Genomic DNA, 22,261 nt, shown 5'->3' with positions numbered 1-22,261 from the left:
GCATGTTCGTCTTGACGGTCGACCAGCGGAGCAGCCGCCGAGACATCGACCGCGTGGCGGACCTCCTCACCGAACTGCAGGATGTTCCGCTGGTACGGCCCTTCGATCGCACCGCGGGCGACGAGGTCCAGGCCGTCGCGGACGATCCCGCCCTCGTCGTCGATCTCGTCCTCGACCTCCTCCGGAGGGAACGCTGGAGTATCGGGGTGGGAATCGGCCCGGTAGAGACCCCGCTCCCCGAACAGACACGCGCCGGCCGCGGACCCGCCTTCGAACACGCCCGCACCGCCGTCGAACGCGCCAAGAACGCCCCTGGGCAGGTCGCGGCCGAAGGCGACGACACCGAGGCCACCGCCGACGTCGACGCCGCGCTCACCCTGCTCGCCACCGTCGTCCTGCGCCGCACAGACCAGGGGCACGAGGCGGTCGACCTCGCTCGTCAGGGCCTGTCGCAGGCGCGGATCGCCGAGCGTCTCGGCATCAGCAAACAAGCGGTGTCCCAGCGCCTCGCCACCGCCGGGTGGCAGGCCGAACTGGCCGGACGCGAACTCGTGCGGCGACTCCTGGAAAGGGCCGACCGTTGACCGTCCTCTCACTGGTGTGCCTGGCCGTGGCTGCTCTCGGACCCGCACTCGCGCTGCGCCCGAGCATGCCGGTGTGGCCGGCCGCCTCGTTGAGCATTGCGGGTCTCGCCGGTTCAGCCCTCGCCGCCACCGCGACCACACCGGTTCAGGGAGTCGCGCTCGCGGCCACGCTGATTCTCACCGCCACGGCGGCGATCACCGGGGGCGGACCCGCGGTCCTCGTGGCGTTCCGGATCGCGCGCCGGCAACCCGATGCCGGTCCCGAGCCCACCCCTCCCCCTGGCCCGCTCCGCGGCGGACGCGTCATCGGCGTGCTCGAACGCGGAGCGGTCACCGCCTCGATCCTCGCCGGATGGCCTGAAGGGATCGCCGTCATCATGGCGGTGAAGGGTCTCGCCCGTTATCCCGAACTACGCGAGCCGAACGCCTCCGAACAGTTCATCATCGGCACGTCCACCTCGGTGCTGTGGGCGGTCGCGGTGTGCGGAGTCGGGCAGGCGCTGATCACCTGACGCCGGGATCTCCACCGTCAGGTCTTCTTCAGCGCACTCCCCTTGTGCATCGCGACGTGATCGGTCTTGTCGCTCCGGATCTCGTACTGCGGCTCGTCCTCGCTGCACCGCCGCGTGCGCCCCTTGAACTCCACGTCCTCCGTGTGCTTCGCGATGATCACACCCTCGACGTATCCGGCTTCGGAGTTCCATCGGACGTGGTCACCGACAGAGAAGTGGGTCGCCATGTCGTCCTCCCGATCGGCTCGCTTCCTGTGGCAGTCGGATAGCCGTCTCCCATCGGTCCTACACCCCAGGACGATCAGTCCGTCCGATGCTCCGCGGGATCCGCGGACCCCTCGGCGACGGCACGGAAACGTTCGAGGTCCTCCGGACGGAACTCGGGCCGGGCGACCACCGCGTCGACGAGCAGACGCAACTGGTGCTGCAAGGCCGGCACCGACCCGGTGCGCCCCTGCTCGGAGAGATGATCGATGAGCATGCGCAGCACCCGGGCGAGCGCCGTGGCCACGTGCAGCTGCGCCGAGCCGGCCTGCCGGATCTGTTCGAAGGCGTGCTCGATGTACTCGTCGGGCGACAGGATCCACGGACGCAGCAGAATCCGGCCGTCCGCACCCCCGATCGCCGGCACGGACTGTCGGTGACCAGCAGGGTGCGCAGCAGACTGCCGAGCCGGAGCACCACCTCGGTGGCGGTCGTCGGGTCGTTGATCGTCTGGCTCAGTGCGCGCAGCGCGATGTCGACGAGTTGCCGCAGCGCGAAGTCCACGTCCTGTTGCATGGTGCGTATTCGAGATCTCCACGGCCGCCTCGAGCCGCCGCAGGACCACCGCCCGTTCCGGCTTCGGATGGATCCGTAGCAGCGGTTCCCCGCAGTGAATGTACGCGCCGGGACGCGTCTCCATCCGCACGACCGAACCCGGCGGTACCACGGCGAGAACGAGCTCGGCCGGCGCCTGGGTCACCCAGCCGTCGCGCCGGGCGTACACCGTCGCCCCCTCGGTGAAATCCGGCTCCGGCACCCGGTCGACGTGGATCTCGCCGCGCGAACTCCGGCTCGTGTTCGAGATGACCTTCTCGGCCTCCGAGGCGATGCTGCGCACCACCTCCCGACCTGCAGACCGTGGGCCAGCCGGTTGAGATAGGCGATGATGAGCACCACGGTCGACACCGCGAGGACCACAGCGAGGGTGGTCGACAGTGTCGGGGCAGGTGCGGCGTCGTCCGCGCCGATGTGGCGCAGTGTCGGCACGCAGTAGACGAAGGTCGCCACCAGCACCCCGATCACCGTCTGGCTGGCCCGATCCCGGATGAAGGACCGCATCACCCGCGGCGAGAACTGGCTGCTCGCCAACTGCAGGCTCACGACGGTCAACGAGAAGACGACACCGGCGGTGGTGATCGTGGCACCCGCCACGGTGCTCAGCAGCCAGATCGCGGCGTTGCTGTTCATCTTCATGCCCCACGCGAAGGGGCCGAAGGCCCGATCGATGTAGCCGCTCACCTCCGCGAGCACGGCTCCGGCGACGACGACCAGCGCGGGCAGCGCGGGCAGACTCTCCCGGAATCGGTATACGCCCGCGGCGATCCGCAACTGCATCCACGGTCTCGGCAGAGCACTCATGTCGACCAAGCTAACCATCCGGTCTCCGCACCGCGGGCACTCGCAGCGAACTGTGGGCACGCGCACCGGATGTCCCCTGCGGCGCGGTCACGACGAGTCCATGAGATACTCGACGGACAATTGAACAGCCACCGAACCGCGGCGGGAGAGTCCCGCACACAGCGGGCGCCGAAGGAGCAACCTCCCCGGGAATCTCTCAGGCCCCCAGACCGCCGCGGCGAGGCTCCTCTGGAAAGTAACTCTTCCGGGTTCACCGAAGGTGTAAGCGGCTCCGTCCGCGAAAGCTCTCAGGTCCGATGACAGAGCGGGGAACGACAACACCCGCTGGTGCTCGTTTCGTGCACCCTGGACCCGAGGTAGACGTGTGACCGTTTCCCTGGGCGCGCCCCTGCGCGCCGATGATGCCCTGGGCGCGCCTTCGCGAGCCGATCATGCCCTGGATGCGCCTTCGCGAGCCGATCATGCGCTGCTCGAGCAGCGCGCCGAAATTGCACCGACCGAGTCGCGTGGCACTGTTCTCCCTTCCTCCCCCGCCCCGAAGTCGCCGCCGCGTACGAACCGGCGACTCGGGATCGCCGCGATCGTGCTGTCCGCGACCGCGATGGGCGCCGCAGGATTGTTCGGCCGCAAGGCCACTCCCGAAGGCGCGGTGCTCGGTGAAGCACTGACGCTCGGGCGGATGGCGGTCGGAGCGATCGGCATGCTCGTCCTGATCGCGCTGTCCCGCCGCCTCGGACAGTTGCGCCGGACCCGCCTGTCCTGGTCGGTCGTCGGTGGCGGTGTGCTCCTCGGACTGTCCCTCGCGACCTATCTGTCCGCCACGGTGTTGACCGACCTGTCCCGTGCCGTGGTTCTCCATTACCTCGGCCCCGTCGTCGCGACGGCCCTCGCCCGGGTGTTCCTGAAGGAGAGGGTCGGTCGCCTCGACGCCCTGTCGATCGGCACGGCGTTCGCCGGCATGTTGCTCGCCGCCGGCCTGGTGGGCGGTGAATCGTCCGGGGGCGAGCACGAGACGCTGGGTACCGTGCTGGGCGCTGCCTCGGGAGTCTTCTACGGCGGGGCCCTGCTGTGCTACCGCTATCGCACCGACATGCCGTCCGACGTCCGGTCCCTGTGGAACTTCGTCTTCGGCGCCGTCGCGGCAGGTGGGATGGTCGCGGTGACTCGACCCGACCTGTCGGGGATGACCGCGACGCACTGGTTGTGGGCCGGTGGGTTCTTCGTCGTCTGTGGTCTGTTCGCGCTGGGGTTGCTCGTCGTCGCAGGCAAGCACCTCCGCGCCGCGGAACTGTCCGGCCTGTCCTACCTCGAAGTCGTGGTCGCGCTGATGATCGGCATGGTCGCCTTCGGAGAGTCCGTGACCGTGCTCGCCGCCGCGGGCGCCGGTCTCATCGTGGTGGCGATGGCACTGCCGATGCTCGGCCGCCGATGACACTGCCGATGCTCGGCCGCCGATGACGAGTGGGAGGGCGCGCCGGTCGGCGCGCCCTCCCACTGAACCGGTTTCCGTTACTGCTGTTGCGGCGGCTCGGCCGGCTGCTCGGATGCGTCGTTCGTCATCCAGCGCTGCGCCGGCGGCGTTGCGGGCAACGCCGACTGTCCTTCACCGGCACCCCCCTGCGTCCCCTCCGTGGCGAGACCCGTCCGCACTGCGGGGTCGACCGGCTTGCGCGCGACCGCCTCGGCTTCGGCGACGGCCTGGGCCACCTCGGGGTCGCGTTTGGTCGCGAACCAATCCTCGACCTCGGCACTGTCGTCCTCGGGTCGTTGCAGTTCCTCGTCGACAGGACTCGGCTCGAAGCGGAAGACGCCGTCCTCGCCGGGCGCGCCGAGCGTCCGCGCGAATCCTTCGAGCGCCTTGCCGAAGTCGCTCGGCACCACCCACATCTTGTTCGCATCGCCCTGGGCCATCTGCGGCAGGGTCTGCAGGTACTGGTAGGCGAGCAGCTCCGGAGTGGGCTTGCCGGCCTTGATCGCGGCGAAGACCTTCTCGATGGACTTCGCCTCGCCCTGGGCCTCGAGGTAGCGCGCCGCGCGATCACCCTGCGCGCGCAGGATCCGCGACTGCCGGTCGGCCTCGGCTTCGAGGATCGCGGCCTGCTTCGCACCCTCGGCGGAGAGGATGCGCGACTGCTTGTCGCCCTCGGCGGTCTTGATCGCGGATTCACGGTGACCCTCGGCCGTGAGGATCATCGCGCGCTTCTCGCGGTCGGCCTTCATCTGCTTCTCCATCGATTCCTGGATCGACGGCGGCGGATCGATGCTCTTGAGTTCGACCCGGGCGACACGCAGGCCCCATCGGCCGGTCGCTTCGTCGAGCACACCGCGGAGCTGACCGTTGATGGAGTCGCGGGAGGTGAGCGTCTCCTCGAGGGTCATTCCGCCGACGACGTTGCGGAGCGTGGTGACGGTGAGCTGCTCGACCGCGGCGATGTAGTTGCTGATCTCGTAGACCGCCGCCTGCGGGTTCGTCACCTGGAAGTACACGACCGTGTCGATGCTCAGCGTCAGGTTGTCCTGGGTGATGACCGGCTGCGGCGGGAACGAGACGACACGTTCGCGTAGATCGACCTTCGCGCGGATGCGGTCGACGAAGGGCACCAGGAAGGTGAGCTGACCCGACGCCGTCCGGTAGTACCGGCCGAGACGTTCGATGACCGCGGCCTCCGCTTGCGGTACCAGCGATACCGATTTGGCCACGACCACCACGACCAGTGCCACCACTACGGCGAGCACGATCAGAGCTTCCATCCTCAGACACCCCTCCACACGACGGCAGTCGCGCCGTCTATCTGCATCACTGTCACTGTCGTTCCCGGCCCGTACACCTCGGTGGCGTCCAGCGGCCTGGCGGTCCACACCTCACCGTCGATCTTCACGCGCCCGGAATGCTCCCCCACCTGCTCGAGGACCAACGCGTGCTTGCCCGGGAGAGCGTCGATCCCGGTGGGCAGAGCGGGCGGCTGGGAGTACCGGCGCCTCAGCATCGGCCGGACACCGAGCAGCAGAACCAGCGAGGCCACGGCGAAAATCACCGCGTCGATCCAGACGGGCAGATCGGTCACCGCGGAGACACCGCCGGTGACGAGCGCTGCACCGCCGAGCATCAGCAGCGCGAAATCGCCCGTGAGCGCTTCGCCGGCCGCCAACGCCACTCCGGCGATCAACCAAATCAATGCGGCCACGATCACCATCGAACCACAAATCGGACATCCTGGCAGATGCCCTGGTGGAGGAAGCGGTCTTGGTCCCTCGTCCTCGAGGCTGCTTTCCGCAGGGAAGATCTCAGGTCGGTAATTCTATATTCTTCGGCTTTCCGTCCCGACCGGAATGTCACCCCGGCTTCATAAGTGGAGGCAACCGAAACGCATCCTCTTGCCGTTGTGAAATCGGTGATACCGTCCCCGAACTACCGGCATCACCCCCGCGCGTTCGCTCCTCTTGGGAGCTCGATCAGCTCGTCACGCGGTTCCACGCGGCCATCGACGACATCGAGGACCCGTACGAGCGCGCCGTCGAATGGATCGTCGAAGCGGTCCGCACCGTTCGCTACCACCCGGTCGCACGACGATTCGTCGACAACGAAGCCGCCCTCCCCCTCCACCGACAGCTGATGTCCGCATCCGTTCCCCAGGCTTCGCACCCGAGGAGTCCGGCAATGGAAGTCACTCCCGCACAGCGCGTTCGCGCAAACATCGAGGACGATGTACCCGTCGCCGACCGCACCTTCGTCCGGTCGCCGGCAGACCGCCGCATCCGGCCGATGTTCCTGTTCCGGGCGCTGTCGCTCCATGGCACCCACCCCACCGTCATGGTTGCGCTCGGTCAGCCCTCGTCGGGTTCGGTGACGAAGTCGACGAGGCGCTCCACGGCGCCGATGAGGTGCGATTCGAGATCGCGGAAGGAGTTCACGGCGTTGTAGACGCGCCGCCAGCCGTCCTGCGGCGTGCCCCAGCCGAGTTCACGGCAGACGCCGGTCTTCCAGTCCTGTCCGCGCGGAATGGAGGGCCAGGCGTCGATGCCCACGGCCTTCGGTTTCACGGCCTGCCACACGTCGATGTAGGGATGGCCGGTGACCATCACGTGCGGACCTAGATTCGCGGTGAGATGCTCCTCCTTGGACCCGGTGACGAGGTGGTCGGCGAGCACACCGACGCGTCGGCCCGAGCCGGGTTCGAACTCGGCCAGCCTGGCGCCGAGATTGTCGAGGCCCTCGAGTTGTTCGACGACCACGCCTTCGACCCGCAGGTCGTGCCCCCACACCCGTTCGACGAGGGCGGCGTCGTGCACGCCCTCCACCCAGATCCGGCTTCCCCGCGCCACGCGTGCGCGCAAACCCTCCACCCGGGTGGATCCCGAGGCGGATCTCGTCGGTGCGGAGGCGGGACGGATCTTCGGTTTGACGAGGGTGACGGGTGCTCCGTCGACCAGGAAGGCCGCGGGGCGCATCGCGAACAGACGGGTGCGTCCCTGCGCGTCCTCGAGCCGCACGAAGTCGCCGTCGTGGGTCTTCTCGATTCCCACGATCGCGCCGCACCAGCCGGATGCGGCGTCCTCGACGACGACGCCGCGCTCCGCTGCGAGTTCGGGAACGGCCTTCTTCTTGGTGCGGGCGTGACCGGCGTAGATGTCGCCGCCGTAGATATCGCGTGGGCTCACGCCAGTCCACCCTAGGACATTGCGCGGGACCGCTCGCGCTGCCACGCCGGACCGCCGTGCGCGGTCGCCGTATGCTTTCGGGGTGAGTTCTCCGAGCCTGACGCTGACCGTGTGGGCGGGGTCGTGGCTGTCCGGTCACGCCTCCCCCGACGATGTGATCGATGCGCTGCACGAGTGGGCGCCGATGCATCTCGTGGGTGCCCACGATGCGGCGACGGCCTCCGCGGCGGATCTGCCCGACAAGGGTGTCGCCGACGGTGCCGCCCTGCTGCTCACCCTGATCCGCCGCGTCGATTCCGCCGCCGGCGCCGGTCTGCATCTCGTCCTTCCCGCCCCGGGCGACGTCCGCGCGTTGCCTGCCGGTACGGCGTTCGCCTCCGCGGCGCTGGCTGCCGGTGAAGGCGTCGTCGTGGGAGCGCCCGGAACCCCGGGGCTGGGTCTGGTACCCGTGATCGAGGGTCCGGACGTCCTACGGTGGAACGTCTTCACGCTGCCGGCGGTACCCGAGATCGCGGTCGACGGTGGTCTCGGTGCGGCCGAGTTCGCGATCCGCGAGGCCGTTCGTGATGCCGCCTCCGCGTTGAGCGGAATCCCGACGGTGGGCACCGACGGGCGCCGCACCGATCCGCGGACGGAGATCGCCGAGAAGGTCGCCGAACTCGCGCGGCACCGCTATCCCCCGTCACTGCCCGCACGTGCCGTGCGCGTCCTCGACACCGCAGACCAGGTCGCGGCGATCCTCACCGTGGCCGGTCGCGGAGGGGGTCTGCGGGCCGGTTCGGTGTCCGCCGCCACCGGCCGCGAGGGCGCGCTGCAGCCGCTGTGGGCCGCGGTCCGCGAGGCCCGCACCGGTGCGGTCGCGGCGGCTCTGCGGGCCGAGCACCATCACTGACCGCGGCCGACAGTGCGCGTCGACTCCAGTGCGCGTCAACTCCGTTGCGCGGTGACCAACAGGTACTCCCAATTCATCGCTCCCCCACCGAGATCGTGACGTTGGGCGAGTTCGAGCAGGTCGAGATCGAGAGCCGCGACCCGATCGTGGTCGTCCGCGATGTTGCGGTACACCGCGATGGTGGGGCCGTAGGCGGACTTGAAGAACTCGCGGAAGTCCTCCCCGGTCGCGAAGCGTTCGACGCGCAGGTTCTCGGTGCGTGCCTGCAGGTCGGTGACACGGTCGCCGATCAGCTCGCGCACGTGCACCTCGTCGCCCCACAGCGGCGGCGGCTGTGCACCCGGCGGGGGCGGTGGCGCATACGGTTTCATCGTCGCGAACATCTGCCCGATGAAGCCGGTGGGGGTCCAGCCCAGTAGCCCGATACGTCCGCCCGGGCGGGTCACCCGGAGCAGTTCGTCGGCCGCGGCCCGGTGGTGGGGCGCGAACATCACACCCACGCAAGAGATCACGGCATCGAAGCTCGCATCGTCGAACGGGAGCGCTTCGGCATCGGCTTCCTGCCAGTCGAGCGTCGCACCTGCCGCTTCGGCGTCACGGCGGCCGACCTCGAACAGTTCCGGGGTCAGGTCGGTCGCGAGCACCGTCGCACCGGTGAGCGCGGCGGGGATCGACGCATTGCCCGATCCGGCGGCGATGTCCAGGACACGGTCGCCCGGACCGATTCCGGTCGCGGCCACGAGAGCGGGGCCGAGTTCGGCGATGACCTCGGTCGCCACCGCTGGATAGTTGCCGAGTGCCCACATCGCCCGGTGCTTGGCCTTCAGGGCGAGATCGGCGTCGTGTGTCGTGGAGATGTCGGTCATCAGAGGATTCCTCCTGTCGAGGGACCCGGCTTCGGCACCGTCTCGGAAGCGGCCCGGGTCACAAATCGACTGTAGGAACGCGGACGCGGTGTCCTCCAGTACACAATCTGTACTGCACCGCCGCTCATCCGTGCTGGTCGCGGCGGTCCGACCGGCCTACGATCCGATCATGGGCCCGCCCTACCACCAGTTCTGTCCCGTCGCCAAGGCGATGGAGTTGTTCGACGAGAGGTGGACGCTGCTCGTGGTGCGCGAACTCGTGCTCGGCAGCGAACGGTTCAACGACCTCCGACGCGGCCTGCCCCGCATGTCGCCGACGCTGTTGTCGAAGCGGATGCATCAGCTCACAGCGGCGGGCATCGTGCAGCGCCTCGAGGACGGAAACGACGTCCGATACGTGCTCACCCCGGCGGGACGCGATCTCGAGACCGTCGTCGACGCACTCGGTGCGTGGGGCACGCGGTGGACCGGGAAACTCGGCGAGGTCGACCTCGATCCGCGACTGCTGATGTGGGACATGCACCGGCACGTCGACCATGCGGCCCTGCCGGAATCCCGGGTGGTCGTGGAGTTCGTCTTCCCGACGGTCACTCACGCGTCGCGCCGGTGGTGGATGGTCATCACGCCGCACGACGTCGACGTGTGCGACGAGGACCCGGGATTCGAGGTCTCGATCCGGGTGACGACGGGACTGCGGGAGCTGACCGAGATCTGGCGTGGCGAAGCGACCTGGCCGGACGCGTTGCGCTCGGGCGCCGTAGTCGTCGACGGTCCGAGCGCCCTGCGCCGATCGCTGCCCCGCTGGTTCGACTCCCCTCTGGCCTCACCGGCCGGGCACTCCGCCCGGTGAGGCTCGGAGGCATCTATCCGTTCGCGGCGGGCCGGGACGGGCGTTTCGGCGGCTCACAGCACCCGACGGCGCACAGGCTCCCGTTGCACGCGGACCCGAGCAGCGGTTCGGTGCCGCAGCGACGGGCGGTGACCCCCTCCCGCTGTTCCTCGACGAGCTCGCGGACGAGTTGCGCGAAGCGCGGGTCGGTTCCGGCCGTCGCCGCACGAGAGAAGCCCATGCCCAGCTCAGCGGCCCGATCGCGAGCCTCGGTATCGAGATCCCACACGACCTCGAGATGATCGGAGACGAACCCGACCGGCACGACCACGACGGCTCGGACTCCCCGTTCGTGCAGCGCATCGATGTGGTCGACGATGTCGGGTTCGAGCCACGGCACCTGCGGCGGACCGGACCGCGACTGCCACACCAGGTCGTAGTCGCCCTCGCCGAGCGCCTCGGCCACCAACCGCGCCGCTTCGGCGACCTGCCGGCTGTAGAGACGGCCGCCCTCCTCCGGCGGACCACCGGTCGCGTCGAAGGAGGTCGGAACGGAGTGCGCGGTGAACACCACGCGCGCGGAATCGCGCACGTCGTCGGCGAGTTCGACGCGGGCCGCGCGCACGGCGTCGGTGACGGCATCGAGGAACAGCGGGTGGTCGTAGAAGTGCCGCAGCTTCGTCAGCTGCGGGGCGTCCTCGACGGCGTCCCGCGCCCGCGCGATGTCCTCGTGGTACTGCCGGCAACCCGAGTAGCCGCCCCAGGCGGAGGTCGCGAACACCAGGGCGTTACGGATCCCTTCGTCGCGCATCCGCGCGACGGTGTCCTCGACCATGGGATGCCAGTTGCGGTTGCCGAAATAGATCGGCAGATCGATACCGTGCACGTCGAACTCCGCGCGGACGGCATCGATGATCGCCCGGTTCAAGGCGTTGATCGGCGAGACACCCCCGAAGTGCAGATAGTGCTGCGCGACCTCGTCGAGTCGTTCCGGCGGGATCCCTCGTCCGCGGGTGACGTTCTCGAGGAACGGCCGCACGTCGTCGGGTCCTTCCGGTCCGCCGAACGACAGCAGCATCAGCGCGTCGTACGCCCCGGGGGTGTTCGTCATGGGAGTGCCTTCCGTCGTACGGTCAGCTGCCGAAGCCGACCTGGGAGTGGAAACCACCGTCGACGTAGACGATGGATCCCGTTGTCCCGGGTAGCCAGTCGGACAGCACCGCACACACGGTCTTCGCCACGGGCGTCGGATCGTCGACGTCCCAGCCGATCGGGGACGCCGCCGACCAACCCTCGTTCAGACGGTTCATCTCCGCGCCCGGGCCGGTCGCGTCGCCCGCGATGGCCTTGGCCGCGAGCGTCTTGATCGGGCCGGCGGCGACGAGGTTCGAACGGATACCGCGCGGGCCGACTTCCTTGGCCACGTAGCGGTTCACCGACTCGAGCGTCGCCTTGGAGACACCCATCCAGTTGTAGAACGGCACGGCCCGGGACGGGTCGAAGTCCATTCCGACGATCGAACCGCCCTCGTTCATGACGGGTAGGACGGCCTTGGCGAGCGCGCCGTAGGAGTAGGCCGACACCTCGAGCGCCACCGCGACGTCCGTCCAGGGCGCGTCGAGGAACGGGCTGCCCAGGCAGGACCGGGGTGCGAAACCGATGGAGTGGACGACACCGTCGATCCCCTCCGGTGCGAGTTCGCGGATCTTGTCGGCGAGACCGTCGAGATCCTCCTGGTTCTGCACGTCGAGGCAGATCGCCGGCGGCACCGGCTGCGGGAGACGCTGCGCGATCCGGTCGATCAACCGGAGTCGCTCGAAGCCGGTGATGATCACCTTCGCGCCCTGTTCCTGCGCGGCCTTCGCGGTGTGAAAGGCGATCGAGGCATCGGTGATGATGCCGGTGACGAGAATGGTCTTGCCCTCGAGCAGTCCGCCCATGAGTGTGTCGGTCCTCCAGTGAGATTCGGATGTGGTCGCGAGACCGTCAGTGGCCCATGCCCATGCCGCCGTCGACCGGGATCACGGCGCCGGAGACGTAGGCGGAGTCGTCGGAGGCCAGGAAGCTGACGACGGCTGCGACGTCCTCGGGCTTGCCGAGTCGCTGCAGCGGGATGAACTTCTTCGCCGTGTCGCGCAGGTCGTCTGACAGATCCGCAGTCATGTCGGTCTCGATGAAACCGGGAGCGACGACGTTGGCCGTGATCGATCGCGAACCGAGTTCGCGGGTGACCGAACGGGCGAGCCCGATGACACCGGCCTTCGAGGACGCGTAGTTGATCTGACCGGCCTGACCGGCGAGGCCGACCACGGAGCCGAGGAAGATCATGCGGCCCCAACGGGCACGGAGCATCGCACGGTTGGCGCGCTTGGCGCACCGGAAGGCGCCGGTGAGGTTCGCGTCGATCACCGAGCTGAACTGGTCCTCGGTCATGCGCATCAGCAGGGTGTCGTCGGTGATGCCCGCATTCGCGACGAGCACCTCGACGGGACCCTGATGCTCCTCGACCTCCTTGAACGCGGCGTCGACCGAGTCGGCGTCGGTGACGTCGCACCGCACACCGAACAGGTCGTCGGGCGCGCCCGAACCGCGGTGGGTCACGGCGACCCTGTGGCCGTCCGCCTGCAGGCGACGGGCGACGGCGAGGCCGATCCCGCGGTTTCCACCGGTGACGAGGACGGATCGGGGGGTGGCACCCGCGCGCGTGGACGCTGCGGCACTATCTGCGTCAGTCATGCATTCCAACCTATCTGGTTGCCTGGCCGGGACGGAAAACGCTCCGTGAGCGTGCACAAGGTGGATCAGGGCAGCCGCTGGCGCAACACCATCGCCGCGCCGAGCCCCGCGATCACCGAGAGCGCTCCGAGCATGAGCCACGGACGGCTGGCGTCGCCGCGGGTCGTCTCGAAGCCGATCTGCTCCTCGAGCGTGTTGTAGGCGTCCTCGAGTTCTTCGAGGCTTGCCGCCGTGAAGAAGCTCCCGCCCGAGAGATTCGCGATCTCCTTGAGCGACGGATCGTCGACGGGCACGGGGATCCGATCATCCTCGATGGTGACGGTGCCCGTCTGGGTGCCGAACGAGATGGTCGAGACCGGGATTCCCTTCTCCGCCGCCTGCCGCGCCGCGGTGAAGCCCCCGCGGGGATCGTCGGGACTCTCGGGGACGGTCTGTTTGCCGTCGGACAGCAGCACGATCCGCGCGGGCGGCGCCTGGTCGCTACCGCCGAGCACGGCGGCGAGCGTGTCGATCGACTGCATCGCCGTGAAGATCGCCTCGCCGGTCGCAGTGCGCTCGCTGAGCTGCAGGTTGTCGATCGCGGACTTGCTCGCCTCCCGGTTGGTGGTCGGCGAGACCAGGACCGAGGCGGTACCCGAGAACGCGACGAGACCGAGGTTGATGCCGGGCGTCAGGTCGTCGGCGAACTGCTTGGCCGCCTCCTGTGCGGCGGCGAGTCGTGTGGGCGCGACGTCCGTGGCCTCCATCGACAACGACACGTCGATGACAAGCACGACCGTGGCCCGGTTGCGCGGCACCCGCTGTTCGGCGGTCGGGCCGGCGAGCGCCACGGTGAGGAAGACGAGCCCGACGAGCAACAGTGCGACGGGAATGTGCCGAGCGCGTCCTGGGCGGGCGGGCGCGACCTTCTCGAGCAGCTCGAGATTGGTGAAGCGCAGCGTGTTCGTCTGGCGCCGGCGCTGGACCAGCACGTATGCGCCGCCGAGGGCGGCGACGACGAACAACAGCAGCAGCCACCACGGTGAAGTGAAACCGGACAGGCTCATCGTCCCCCCTGCCGTGCGGGTGCGCCGAAGCTGTGCCGCCGGGCCGCGACGAATCGGACGACATCGCCGATCCAGTCGCGGTCGGTGCGCAACGTCAGCACCGGTGCACCTGAACTGCGCAGCGCCTGGTGCACGGCCGCGCGATGCTCGACGGCGGCCTGCGCATAGTCGGCCCGCAGTTCGGGAGTAGTCGTGAATTCACGGGTGCGGCCCGTTTCCGGGTCGTGCAGCACCACGTCGCCCAGATCGGGCAGTTCGAGGTCGCGGCGATCGACGATCTCGACAGCGAGCAGTTCGTGCCGGCCGGACAGTGCCCGCAGGGAGCGCTCCCAGTCGAGAGGGCCGAGGAAATCGCTCACCACGACCGCCAGACCGCGGCGGCGCTGGGGACGTCGCAGCGACTCGACGAGCCCCTGGAGATCACCGCGGGTCCCGTCGGGTGCGTGCGGGGTTGTCGCGACGGTACGCAACAACGATTGGGCGTGCAGCCGCCCACCACGCGCGGGGACGCGGGCCGTCTCGTTGCCGGTGGAGATCACCGCGCCGATCCGATTCCCGCTGCCGGTGGTCAGATGCGCGAGCGCGGCCACCGCTGCGATCGCCAGGTCGCGCTTCTCACACATGCCGGTACCGAAGTCCAGGCTGGCCGAGAGGTCGACCGCGAGCCACGTCTCGAGTTCCCGGTCGGCGACGGTCTGCCGCACGTGCGGGTGCGTCGTGCGCGCGGTGACCGACCAGTCCATCTGCCGCACGTCGTCACCCGGCTGGTACTCGCGGGCGTCCCCCGGCTCGGAACCGGGGCCCGGGATCAGACCGAGATGGTCGCCGTGCAGGACGCCGTCGAGACGGCGCCGCACGGTGAGCTCGAGGGTGCGGAGCGCGGCGGTGAGCGCGGGATCGCGCAATTCACCGGTCCGGAACCGCGGTGGCGACCCGTCGTGAGGACGTGTGCTCACCGCGCGCCCGCACCTCCCTGCGGATCAGGTGCACCGATGGGCGCCTGCTGACCGGCAGCGGCCCGCGGATCGGCAGGCGCCGGGCCGGGGGTCGCGGTCGGCACGGGTGCGTTCGCCTGGGGCGCGACCTGCGGAAGACCCACGGTCTGCAGGATTCGGGTGATGATCTGGTCCGGGGAGACGTCGTCCGCGAGCGCGTCGTAGGACAGCACCAGGCGGTGGCGGAGCACATCGGGGATGACGTCGACGATGTCCTGCGGCACCACGTAGTCGCGACCGCGCACGAGCGCCAGGGCACGCGCCGAGGAGATGATGCCGAGCGTCGCGCGGGGCGAGGCGCCGTAGGCGATCCAGCCCTGCACGTCGTGCAGGCCGAGCTCGGCGGGCCGACGCGTCGCGAAGATGACCCTCACCACGTAGTCGACGAGCGCGTGGTGCACGAACACACGGCCGGCGATCTTCTGCAGGCGCAGGAGCTGCTCGTTGTCGAGCACCTGCTTCGGCTCGGGAGCGGCGACACCCATCCGGTAGACGATCTCGCGTTCCTCCTCCACCGACGGATAGTCGACGAGGACCTTGAACAGGAAACGGTCGCGCTGCGCTTCCGGCAGCGGATAAACGCCCTCGTTCTCGATGGGGTTCTGCGTCGCCATCACGAGGAACGGCTCGGGCATCGGGAAGGTCTTGCCACCGATCGTGACGTGGCGTTCGGCCATCACCTCGAGCAGCGCCGACTGCACCTTCGCCGGGGCGCGGTTGATCTCGTCGGCGAGCACGAAGTTCGCAACGACCGGTCCGAGTTCTGTGTCGAACTCCTCGCGTCCCTGCCGGTAGATGCGGGTACCGACGAGGTCCGTCGGCACGAGGTCGGGAGTGAACTGCACGCGGGAGAACGACCCACCGACGACCTTCGCGAAGGTCTCGACGGCCAGCGTCTTCGCGACACCGGGAACGCCTTCGAGCAGCACGTGTCCGCGCGCGAGCACACCGACCAGCATCCGCTCGACCAGCAGGTCCTGGCCGACGATCACGCGCTTGACCTCGTAGATGGCCCGTTCGAGGAGACGGACGTCGTCGGCGGGGTCGTACGCCTTCGCAGGAGCGTCGCCGGGTTTCCGCATGTTCGCGCCGGACACCTGCGGAGCCGGACCGTTCGCACCGGCCGCCTTCGGCGCCGGCGCGGCACCCGCCGCAGCCTGGTTGTTCTTGCGTCCGTCGTTACCGCCCTGGTCGCCCGGCGTCGCCGAACCGGACGTCCCACCCTCGCGTGAGGTCACCAACAATCCACCGCTTTCGCCTACGTCGCTCCGCTGGAAACACCTGCTGCACCACTATTGCAGGTGCCGGCTCGGTGTGTCGTCGCCCCTGCACCGACCGGGAGACGGCACCCGGAAACGACCGGATGGCACCCGTCCTCGGTGGTACGAGGGCCGCGGCAAACCTCGCCCTCACGACACCATGCGCACCACGTACGGTGTCATGCCGCCCCAGCGTACCGGCGAGATCTTCACGAACGATCCCGACTGCGGCGCCTCGAGCATCTGCCCGTCGCCGAGATACAGCGCGACGTGCTGGCTGGCGTTGGGCCCGTAGAAGATCATGTCGCCCCGTCTCATCTGCGACGACGGGACCTGCGTGCCGGCCGTGTACTGGTAGCCGGTGTAGTGCGGCAGCGAGATGCCGATACCCGCGAACGCGTAGATCATCAGTCCCGAACAGTCGAAGCCGACCTTGGCGTAGTCGCCGTGGACGTCGGCGACGCCGCCGTCGCGGATACCGCGGGTCGGGCCGTTCTCGTTGCCACCACCCCAGGCGTACGGGACGCCGATCTGGGACATCGCGCGGTCGATGACGATCTCCACCGCAGCGGGACCGGTGACGGACGGACGCGACGGGGTGCTCGGCGTCGAATTCGGTGTCGAGGGGCGGGAACCCGATCCCCCGGTACCCGATCCGGGAGTCTCCACGACGGGGTCGCCCGGATCCGGGTTGTCCCAGTCGATGCCACCGTCGCTGCCGCTGTCCTCGTCTTCGTCCTCGTCGGGGATCGTGCCGCTGTCGGTGTCATCGGGGACGGTTCCACCGTCGGTGTCATCGGGGACGGTTCCACCGTCGGCATCGTCCGGGACGGTTCCGCTGTCGGTGTCGTCGTCGGTGTAGTCCGGGACCGTTCCGCTGTCCGTGTCCTCGAGAACGTCGTCCAGGACGCTTCCACGGTCGCCGTAGTCCGGGACCGTGGCGTCGTCGGTGTAGTCCGGTGCAGCCGTGTCGGTGCCACTCGTTTCGGTGCCACTCGGAGCGGTGTCACTGCTCTCCGGCGCTCCGGATTCGGTGGTGACCTCACTCGGTGAGGCGACATCGCTGTCGCCCGCCGACGGAGACTCCTCGATCAGGGTGTGGGGGCGACGGCCGTTGGCGAGTTCCGCCGCGCGTTCCCTGGCGGCGGCATCGGCGGCGACACGCTCGGCCGCCTCCGCTGCCGCGACCCGTGCCGCCTCGGCGGCCGCCGCGGCAGCTGCTTCCTCGGCTGCACGGCGGCGCTCCCAGTCCTGGTACTGCGCGCGTTGCCCCTCCAACCCCGCAACGTTCACGCGAGCACGATCGAGTTCGTTCTGCGCGTTCGCGCGTTCCTGCTCGATACGCGACTTCTCGGCGGCCTGCCGACCGAGTTCTGCTCGCGCGACGGCGATCGCGGCCTCGGCCTCAGCCCTGCGCTGCTCGGCGGCTTCCGCTGCCGCATCGGCCTCGAGCTTGGCTGCGCGTGCCCGCGAATGGGAGTTGGCCTCCTGTGCCCGGGCGCGCTGGAGCGCATCGAGCACCGCGGTGCGCCCGGCCGAAAGCAACCGCATGACCTGGGCGCGGTCGAGCAGATCGTCGGGTCCGTCGACGTCGAGGAAGGCCGCGAGGGAGACCGAGTTGGCGCCGCGGGTGTAGCTGTCGCGGACGAACGCGTCGAAGTTCTTCTGAGCGGCGGCGATCCGGTCGGCGGCGTCGTCGAGCGCGCGGCGGGAATCCACGACCACCCGCTCGGCGAGATCCGCCGCGTCGCGCGCGCTCTGAAGGTCGACGAGGGCGCGGTTGACGTCCTCGCGGCGGATGGCGACCTGCGCGTCGAGCTCGGAGAGCTGCTGATCCGCGTCGGCGACCCGGACGATCAGCTGCCCGACCCGGTCGATGTTGGCCGCGACGGCCGCACCTGCGCGGTCGATCTCGGCGTCCGAGGGGTTCGGCGGCGGGGGCGGTGCGGCGGACGCCGTCGTGGTCACGGTGAGGAGCACGGCTGTGACCAACCCCAAACCGGCGAGGAGCGTGCCGGTGCGCGTCCGCGGGGCGCGACCGGGCGTCGGACCGTCGGGTCGACGGCCTGCAGTGAGCGTCGTGGCGGTGCCGTCCGGCCCCGACCGTCGCGGAATCCCTCCGTGGATACCGAACCGTCTCACTTGCGTCTCCCTCGGTCGCACGTGGTGGCCGAGACATCCGGCCGGACGACCCGAGGAAGGCAGGCAGCATCCGCTCGCCGTGGGTGCCCCACGGCTCACGCGCTTCAGTCGTACACCGGCTGTGGACAGCGTCCCCACGAGCCGGGTTGTGACACACCTTCCCCAAGAGCGTCATGAGAACCGTACGACACCACAGGGGTATGTCGCATGACAGTCACGAAGATCGGCGGAAAGAACGCCGAAAGAGCACGGTGAGGACACCGAGAAAGACCGTGAGGATGCCGAACGATCTTTCCTGCCGGATTCCGTCACGATCGAGGCGCCGAAGGCCCGGAATCCCTCTCCGGGGGTGACGGGAAAGAGACCTCAGAGGTCCTTGGACGATGACGATCCGTTACCTCCGGCAACGGTCGGCTCACCGTCCGCACGGCGACGTTTGGCGAGATAGGTCGCGCCCGCCGCGAGGGCGACCACAGCGACGATCAGCAACGTCATCAGCGTCCAGGGCGGCGACGGCTCGAGCACCGAATCCACGAAGTTGCGTGTGGAGACCACCGGGTCACCGGTGTAGGTGCGGTCCTGGGCAGCCTCGAGAGTGACCCTGTCGAGGTCCTTACTGAACGTCCCGACCCATCCGGGGCTGAGAACCAGCACCGTCCCACCGTCCTCGGCTCCGACCTCCGTCGCGAGGTCGCGCAGCTGCGAATCCATACGCGGGTCCCGGTCGAGCACGACCACGCTGAGGTCGATCCCGTTCTCCTGCGCGCGCTGCACCTCGGCGACGAGGTCGTCGACGTACTGCGAGGGCGCCGCCACCTGGTCGTCGGCGAGATCGGCGAGCACTTTTTCGACCGAGACCCCGGCGGGAAGATCCGTGAGCGCAGGGCCCGGTATACGAAGCAGTGGCGCAGACATCTCTCTCCGGTGGTGCTGGGGCAGAAGCCGGGCGATACGGCGATCCGGCCGTGCGGAGACGACACGAAGAGCCACACCCGTGGGCAAGGGAGAACATTACGCGATCGCGCGACGGCGGCTCGAAGCACTCGTCGCGAGCAGGACCGATGCCGGCGGGACGCTTCGTCGACACGACGGACCCGACTTCGGTTCAATACAGGACAAGCGTACTGTTAGAATCGAGGGCGAGACGCCACGACTACTGCATCCGGGCCACGGGCCGCGGGCGGACGTCGTGTGCCTCGCTTCAGCCGTCGACACAGCCCCGTCGGCGGCCAGCCGAAACGACGAGTGGAGCTGACGTGAGCACCAGTAGTGATTCGTTCGGCGCCAAGGGTTCGCTGCAGGTCGGAGACAACTCCTACGAGATCTTCCGCCTGTCGGCCGTCCCCGGCACCGAGAAACTTCCTTACTCTTTGAAGGTCCTGGCCGAGAACCTGCTGCGCACCGAGGACGGTGCCAACATCACGGCCGATCACATCCGGGCCATCGCCAACTGGGATCCCTCCGCCGACCCGAGCATCGAGATCCAGTTCACGCCCGCGCGCGTGATCATGCAGGACTTCACGGGCGTCCCCTGTGTCGTCGACCTCGCCACCATGCGTGAGGCCGTGACCACCCTGGGCGGCGACCCGAACAAGGTCAACCCCCTCTCCCCCGCCGACATGGTCATCGACCACTCGGTGATCCTCGACTACTTCGGTCGCGCCGACGCCCTCGAGCGCAACGTCGACCTCGAGTACGAGCGCAACGGCGAGCGCTACCAGTTCCTGCGCTGGGGCCAGGGCGCCTTCGACGACTTCCGCGTCGTCCCCCCGGGCATGGGCATCGTCCACCAGGTCAACATCGAGTACCTCGCCCCGACCGTCATGGTCCGCAACGGGCAGGCCTACCCCGACACCTGCGTCGGCACCGACTCGCACACGACGATGGTCAACGGCCTCGGCGTGCTCGGCTGGGGCGTCGGCGGTATCGAGGCCGAGGCCGCGATGCTCGGCCAGCCGGTCTCCATGCTCATCCCGCGAGTGGTCGGCTTCAAGCTCACCGGTGAGATCCAGCCCGGCGTGACCGCGACCGACGTCGTGCTCACCGTCACCGACATGCTGCGCAAGCACGGCGTCGTCGGCAAGTTCGTCGAGTTCTACGGCGCCGGCGTGGCCGAGGTCCCCCTCGCCAACCGCGCGACCCTCGGCAACATGAGCCCCGAGTTCGGTTCGACCGCAGCGATCTTCCCGATCGACGGCGAGACCATCAACTACCTGCGCCTGACCGGCCGCAGCGACGAGCAGCTCGCTCTCGTCGAGGCGTACGCCAAGGAGCAGGGCCTGTGGCACGACCCGAGCCGCGAGCCCGAGTTCTCCGAGTACCTCGAGCTCGACCTGTCGACGGTCGTCCCGTCGATCGCCGGCCCGAAGCGCCCGCAGGACCGCATCCTGCTGTCCGAGTCGAAGGTCGCCTTCCGCAAGGACATCCACAATTACGTGGAGGAGAACCTCCCGGCCGAGCACACCAAGCTCGACGAGGCCGTCGAGGAGACCTTCCCGGCGTCCGACCCGGCCGTGCTGTCCTTCGCGGACGACGGTGCCGTCGACGTCCACTCGGCCGCCAACGGCGCCCACGGACGTCCGTCGAAGCCGGTCAAGGTCGTCTCGGAGGAGCGCGGCGAGTTCGTCCTCGACCACGGCGCCGTCGTGGTGGCGGGCATCACCTCCTGCACCAACACCTCCAACCCGTCGGTCATGCTCGGCGCCGCGCTGCTCGCCCGCAACGCCGTCGAGAAGGGCCTGTCCACCAAGCCGTGGGTCAAGACCAACATGGCTCCGGGTTCGCAGGTCGTCGACGACTACTACGAGAAGGCCGGCCTGTGGCCGTACCTCGAGAAGCTCGGCTTCTACCTCGGTGGCTTCGGTTGCACCACGTGCATCGGTAACACCGGCCCGCTGCCCGAGGAGATCTCGAAGGCCGTCAACGACAACGACCTCTCGGTCACCGCGGTGCTCTCCGGCAACCGCAACTTCGAGGGTCGTATCTCCCCCGACGTGAAGATGAACTACCTGGCCTCGCCGCCGCTGGTCATCGCGTACGCGCTCGCGGGCACGATGGACTTCGACTTCGAGACCGACGCGCTGGGCAAGGACAAGGACGGCAACGACGTCTTCCTGAAGGACATCTGGCCTTCCGCCCAGGAGATCGACGACACCATCAAGTCGGCGATCAACCAGGACATGTTCCGCAAGTCCTACGCCGACGTCTTCAAGGGCGACGAGCGCTGGCAGAACCTCGAGACCCCCGAGGGCGACACCTTCGCGTGGGACGAGGACTCGACGTACGTCCGCAAGGCTCCGTACTTCGAGGGCATGACGATGGAGCCGGACGCGGTCAGCGACATCAAGGGCGCTCGCGTCCTCGCGCTGCTCGGCGATTCGGTCACCACCGACCACATCAGCCCGGCCGGTCCGATCAAGCCGGGTACACCGGCCGCGCAGTACCTCGACGCCCACGGTGTCGAGCGCAAGGACTACAACTCGCTCGGTTCGCGTCGTGGCAACCACGAGGTCATGGTCCGCGGCACCTTCGCGAACATCCGTCTGCAGAACCAGCTGCTCGACGGGGTCTCCGGTGGTTACACCCGCGACTTCACCCAGGACGGTGCTCCGCAGGCGTTCATCTACGACGCCTCGCAGAACTACCAGAAGGCCGGCATCCCGCTGGTCGTCCTCGGTGGCAAGGAGTACGGTTCCGGCTCCTCGCGTGACTGGGCCGCCAAGGGCACCCGCCTGCTCGGCGTCAAGGCCGTCATCACCGAGTCCTTCGAGCGCATCCACCGCTCGAACCTCATCGGCATGGGCGTCATCCCGCTGCAGTTCCCGGCGGGCGAGTCGGCCGCGTCGCTGGGCCTGACCGGCACCGAGGTCTTCGACATCGAGGGCATCGAGAAGCTCAACGAGGGTGTCACGCCGAAGACCGTCAAGGTCACGGCGACCAAGGACAACGGCGAGAAGGTCACCTTCGACGCTGTCGTCCGCATCGACACCCCCGGTGAGGCGGACTACTACCGCAACGGCGGCATCCTGCAGTACGTGCTGCGGAACATGATCCGCGGCTGAGAGCAGTGCTCGTGACCCGATCGGTCACATCCGTGTGAAGCGGCGGGCCCGGGACGA

At 68.8% G+C, this 22,261-nt stretch carries 20 protein-coding genes, 1 pseudogene and 1 riboswitch; of the genes and pseudogenes, 6 read left to right on the top strand and 15 right to left on the bottom strand.

Annotated features, from left to right (window positions below; genetic code table 11):
- Positions 1-2 precede the first annotated feature (2 nt).
- On the top strand, positions 3-584 hold the full coding sequence (locus tag BO226_RS07470; RefSeq protein WP_033096639.1) for a SatD family protein: 582 nt from the start codon (positions 3-5) through the stop codon (positions 582-584).
- Positions 581-1,096 carry a hypothetical protein gene (locus BO226_RS07465; RefSeq protein WP_071934909.1) on the top strand — a complete coding sequence of 172 codons (516 nt, stop codon included), beginning with the start codon at positions 581-583 and terminating at the stop codon, positions 1,094-1,096. The genes BO226_RS07470 and BO226_RS07465 overlap by 4 nt, the downstream gene beginning before the upstream one ends.
- A 17-nt stretch (positions 1,097-1,113) precedes the next feature.
- Here the strand turns inward: BO226_RS07465 and BO226_RS07460 are convergent, their stop codons facing one another.
- Entirely contained in the window at positions 1,114-1,323 is a 210-nt protein-coding gene (locus tag BO226_RS07460; protein ID WP_006551530.1) for a DUF2945 domain-containing protein, read from the bottom strand.
- Between the two features lie 74 nt (positions 1,324-1,397).
- Positions 1,398-2,719: pseudogene (locus BO226_RS07455) on the bottom strand (DUF2254 domain-containing protein).
- A gap of 132 nt (positions 2,720-2,851) precedes the next feature.
- Positions 2,852-2,941: riboswitch (glycine riboswitch) on the top strand.
- A 142-nt stretch (positions 2,942-3,083) separates the two neighbouring features.
- On the opposite strand from BO226_RS07455, the gene BO226_RS07450 reads away from it, so the two are divergent.
- Positions 3,084-4,151 (top strand): DMT family transporter, encoded by a 1,068-nt coding sequence (locus BO226_RS07450; protein WP_071934908.1) that lies wholly within the window; start codon positions 3,084-3,086, stop codon positions 4,149-4,151.
- Between the two features lie 77 nt (positions 4,152-4,228).
- Here BO226_RS07450 and BO226_RS07445 read toward each other — a convergent pair whose 3' ends face one another.
- From BO226_RS07445 to BO226_RS07430, 4 genes are all read right to left on the bottom strand, one after another.
- Positions 4,229-5,470 (bottom strand): SPFH domain-containing protein, encoded by a 1,242-nt coding sequence (locus BO226_RS07445; RefSeq protein ID WP_024100834.1) that lies wholly within the window; start codon positions 5,468-5,470, stop codon positions 4,229-4,231.
- 2 nt (positions 5,471-5,472) lie between these two features.
- Entirely contained in the window at positions 5,473-5,913 is a 441-nt protein-coding gene (locus tag BO226_RS07440; protein WP_006551526.1) for an NfeD family protein, read from the bottom strand.
- A 224-nt stretch (positions 5,914-6,137) separates the two neighbouring features.
- On the bottom strand, positions 6,138-6,521 hold the full coding sequence (locus BO226_RS27985; protein ID WP_232238072.1) for a hypothetical protein: 384 nt from the start codon (positions 6,519-6,521) through the stop codon (positions 6,138-6,140).
- 23 nt (positions 6,522-6,544) lie between these two features.
- Positions 6,545-7,378 carry a DUF3097 domain-containing protein gene (locus BO226_RS07430; RefSeq protein ID WP_006551524.1) on the bottom strand — a complete coding sequence of 278 codons (834 nt, stop codon included), beginning with the start codon at positions 7,376-7,378 and terminating at the stop codon, positions 6,545-6,547.
- An 82-nt stretch (positions 7,379-7,460) separates the two neighbouring features.
- Between BO226_RS07430 and BO226_RS07425 the strand changes: the two genes are divergently transcribed.
- Positions 7,461-8,270 (top strand): hypothetical protein, encoded by an 810-nt coding sequence (locus BO226_RS07425; protein ID WP_033096634.1) that lies wholly within the window; start codon positions 7,461-7,463, stop codon positions 8,268-8,270.
- A 35-nt stretch (positions 8,271-8,305) separates the two neighbouring features.
- Here the strand turns inward: BO226_RS07425 and BO226_RS07420 are convergent, their stop codons facing one another.
- Positions 8,306-9,136, bottom strand: coding sequence for a class I SAM-dependent methyltransferase (locus BO226_RS07420; protein WP_024100830.1), 831 nt, complete (start codon positions 9,134-9,136; stop codon positions 8,306-8,308).
- Between the two features lie 169 nt (positions 9,137-9,305).
- Between BO226_RS07420 and BO226_RS07415 the strand changes: the two genes are divergently transcribed.
- Positions 9,306-9,986, top strand: a complete 681-nt coding sequence (locus tag BO226_RS07415; protein ID WP_024100829.1) for a winged helix-turn-helix transcriptional regulator — start codon at positions 9,306-9,308, stop codon at positions 9,984-9,986.
- Positions 9,987-9,999: 13 nt separating this feature from the next.
- Here BO226_RS07415 and BO226_RS07410 read toward each other — a convergent pair whose 3' ends face one another.
- From BO226_RS07410 to BO226_RS07375, 8 genes are all read right to left on the bottom strand, one after another.
- Positions 10,000-11,076: a ferrochelatase gene (locus tag BO226_RS07410; RefSeq protein ID WP_006551520.1), complete on the bottom strand. Its 1,077-nt coding sequence runs from the start codon at positions 11,074-11,076 to the stop codon at positions 10,000-10,002.
- A 22-nt stretch (positions 11,077-11,098) separates the two neighbouring features.
- Entirely contained in the window at positions 11,099-11,905 is an 807-nt protein-coding gene (gene inhA, locus BO226_RS07405) for an NADH-dependent enoyl-ACP reductase InhA (protein ID WP_006551519.1), read from the bottom strand.
- 46 nt (positions 11,906-11,951) lie between these two features.
- Positions 11,952-12,701, bottom strand: a complete 750-nt coding sequence (gene fabG1, locus BO226_RS07400) for a 3-oxoacyl-ACP reductase FabG1 (protein WP_024100828.1) — start codon at positions 12,699-12,701, stop codon at positions 11,952-11,954.
- Positions 12,702-12,766: 65 nt separating this feature from the next.
- Positions 12,767-13,747 (bottom strand): VWA domain-containing protein, encoded by a 981-nt coding sequence (locus tag BO226_RS07395; RefSeq protein WP_006551517.1) that lies wholly within the window; start codon positions 13,745-13,747, stop codon positions 12,767-12,769.
- Complete coding sequence (locus BO226_RS07390; RefSeq protein WP_071934907.1) at positions 13,744-14,703, bottom strand: DUF58 domain-containing protein; 960 nt, start codon at positions 14,701-14,703, stop codon at positions 13,744-13,746. The genes BO226_RS07395 and BO226_RS07390 overlap by 4 nt, the downstream gene beginning before the upstream one ends.
- Positions 14,700-15,980, bottom strand: coding sequence for an AAA family ATPase (locus tag BO226_RS07385; RefSeq protein WP_033096632.1), 1,281 nt, complete (start codon positions 15,978-15,980; stop codon positions 14,700-14,702). The genes BO226_RS07390 and BO226_RS07385 overlap by 4 nt, the downstream gene beginning before the upstream one ends.
- Before the next feature lie 171 nt (positions 15,981-16,151).
- The gene (locus tag BO226_RS28380) at positions 16,152-18,143 is read right to left on the bottom strand and encodes an NlpC/P60 family protein (protein ID WP_071934906.1); all 1,992 of its coding nucleotides are present in this window, start codon (positions 18,141-18,143) and stop codon (positions 16,152-16,154) included.
- Between the two features lie 366 nt (positions 18,144-18,509).
- Positions 18,510-19,058 carry an Rv1476 family membrane protein gene (locus tag BO226_RS07375; protein WP_232238070.1) on the bottom strand — a complete coding sequence of 183 codons (549 nt, stop codon included), beginning with the start codon at positions 19,056-19,058 and terminating at the stop codon, positions 18,510-18,512.
- A gap of 341 nt (positions 19,059-19,399) precedes the next feature.
- Here BO226_RS07375 and acnA point away from each other — a divergent pair, with 341 nt between their 5' ends.
- The gene (acnA, locus tag BO226_RS07370; RefSeq protein WP_071934904.1) at positions 19,400-22,204 is read left to right on the top strand and encodes an aconitate hydratase AcnA; all 2,805 of its coding nucleotides are present in this window, start codon (positions 19,400-19,402) and stop codon (positions 22,202-22,204) included.
- Positions 22,205-22,261 lie beyond the last annotated feature (57 nt).

Source organism: Rhodococcus sp. 2G, assembly GCF_001886355.1.
Taxonomy (GTDB): domain Bacteria; phylum Actinomycetota; class Actinomycetes; order Mycobacteriales; family Mycobacteriaceae; genus Rhodococcus; species Rhodococcus pyridinivorans.
The sequence above is the reverse complement of the archived record's forward strand: the minus strand, read 5'-3'. Positions and strand labels throughout refer to the sequence as shown.